Annotated in this window: 2 protein-coding genes; both read right to left on the reverse strand. The window is 70.1% G+C overall.

Annotated features, from left to right (window positions below; translation table 11 throughout):
- The coding region (locus AX692_RS05725) for an amidase family protein (protein ID WP_269143354.1) at positions 1 to 465 on the reverse strand (465 nt) is incomplete at its 3' end.
- Positions 462 to 2,287: carboxyltransferase domain-containing protein (locus AX692_RS05730; protein WP_230961038.1), on the reverse strand; the 1,826-nt coding region annotated here is incomplete at its 5' end. The genes AX692_RS05725 and AX692_RS05730, both read right to left, overlap by 4 nt.

Here is a 2,287-nt window from a genome sequence, read left to right on the forward strand (position 1 = left end):
TCTCGTGGGCTCGGAGATGTGTATAAGAGACAGGTTGCGCGGAATGCCGTAGGGACTGCGCGTGCCGACCAGCCCGGTCGCGAACTGGTCGAGGTTGGTCTTGCCGACGCAAATCGCGCCTGCCGCCTCGAGCCGCTCGATCACCGTGGCCGAGCGCTCGGGCCGGTAGGCGAAGGCGGGGCAGGCGGCGGTGGTCTCGAGCCCGAGAACATCGATATTGTCCTTCGCCGCATAGGGCACGCCCGCCAGCGGCAGGCGCTCGCCCGCGGCGACGCGCGCGTCGATGGCCTCTGCCGCAGCGCGCAAGGCGGCCGGATCGGCGCGCGAAATCCACAGCTGCGGCTGGTGCGCGTCATAGGCGGCGAGCCGCGCGAGCGTGTCCTCCATCACGGCGAGCGCGGTGGTCGCGCCGCTGTTGACGGCCCCGGCGATGGCCCCGGCACCGAGGCGGGTGAAGGCGCTCATGAGGCCCTCCGCAGCGCCAGCATCGGCGCGCCGGGGTGCAGCGACTGGCTCTCGGCGATATAGACCGCCTCGACCGTGCCGCTCGCCGGAGCCTCGAACGGGCATTCCATCTTCATCGCCTCGATCACCGCGATCACCTCGCCCTCGGCCACGGTGTCGCCCGGGCTGACGAGCAGCTTCCACACGCTCCCGCCGAAGGGGGCTTCGATCAGGTCCGCGCCCTCGGGCACCTCGACCGCCGCCGCCTCGCCCGCGCCCGCGTCCGCACCGAGCAGCGCGCTGACACGGTCGAACTCGCCCGAGGCTTCCCAGGCGGCGCGCTCGGCATCGAAGGCGGCCTGACGGGTCGCCTCGAAAGCGGTGATGCTGTCGGCGTTGTCGGCCAAGAAGGCGCGGTAGTCGGCGAGGCGGAAGGTGGTTTCTTCAATGCGGATCGCGCGCCGCCCATGCGGGAAGTCGCGCCGCCACTCGGCGAGCTCCTCGGCGCTGACCGGGAAGAAGCGGATCTGGTCGAAGAACCTGAGCAGCCAGGGCTTGCCCTCGGTGAAGGCGCCCTCCTGCCGGTGCGTGTTCCACACCTGGATGGTGCGCCCGAACAGCTGATAGCCGCCCGGCCCCTCCATCCCGTAGATGCACATGTAGGCCCCGCCGATCCCGACCACGTTGGGCGGGGTCCAGGTGCGCGCCGGGTTGTACTTGGTGGTGACGAGGCGGTGGCGCGGATCGACCGGGGTGGCGACCGGAGCACCGAGATAGACGTCGCCAAGGCCGAGCACGAGGTAGCTTGCATCGAAGATCAGGTCCTCGACCGCCTTGGCATCGGCGAGCCCGTTGATGCGGCGGATGAACTCGATGTTGTCGGGGCACCACGGCGCATCGTCGCGCACCGCGGCGATATACTTGTCGATGGTCTCCTGCGTGGCGGGATCGCGCCAGCTCAGCGGCAGGTGGACGATGCGCGAGGGGGCCTCGAAGTCGGCAAGGTCGCCCATTGCCTCCTCGGCCCGCATCAGCGCGGCGAGCGCGCCGGCCTGATCGAGCAAGGCTCCATCGAAATGCAATTGCAGCGAGCGGATGCCGGGGGTGATGTCGATCACGCCGGGAAGCTGCATCGCCTCGAGCGCCTGCATCAGCGCGTGGATGCGGATGCGCAGCTCGATATCGAGCACGATCTCGCCATATTCGACGAGGATGTTGCGGTCGCCCTGCTGGCGGTAGGTGGTGCGCGGGCGGGTGGCGGTGGCGGGGAGTTCGGCGAGGATCGGCGAGAGGTCGGCAATGGCGCGGGGCGCAGCGGTATCGGCGATGCTGACGGGCACGAAGCGCACGCGGTCGTCGGGGCTCAGCTGCCCGATCTTCCAGCGGTCCTCGGCGATCACGGTGAAGGGGCACACGAAGCCGCCGAGCGAGGGCCCGTCGGGGCCGAGGATGATCGGCATGTCCCCGGTGAAGTCGACCGCGCCGATGGCGTAGGGATTGTCGTGGATGTTCGAGGGGTGCAGCCCCGCCTCCCCCCCGTCGCGCCGCGCCCATTCGGGCTTGGGGCCGACGAGCCGCACGCCGGTGCGGTTGGAGTTGTAGTGCACCTGCCATTCGGCTTCGAGGAAGGCGGCGATGTCCGCTGGCGTGAAGAAGTCGGGCGCGCCGTGGGGACCGTAGAGGACACGCAGGGACCACTCTGTTCCTCCCCCACCGGGGGAGGGGGACCATCCGCAGGGTGGTGGAGGGGCAGGTGCGGTTGTTCCGACCCCCTCACCCGCTTGAGCCGCCGTGCCTGCCCCTCCACCACCTTCGGTGGTCCCCCTCCCCTGAAGGGGAGGAT

This window comes from Erythrobacter donghaensis (genome assembly GCF_001557325.1).
Lineage (GTDB): Bacteria > Pseudomonadota > Alphaproteobacteria > Sphingomonadales > Sphingomonadaceae > Erythrobacter > Erythrobacter donghaensis_B.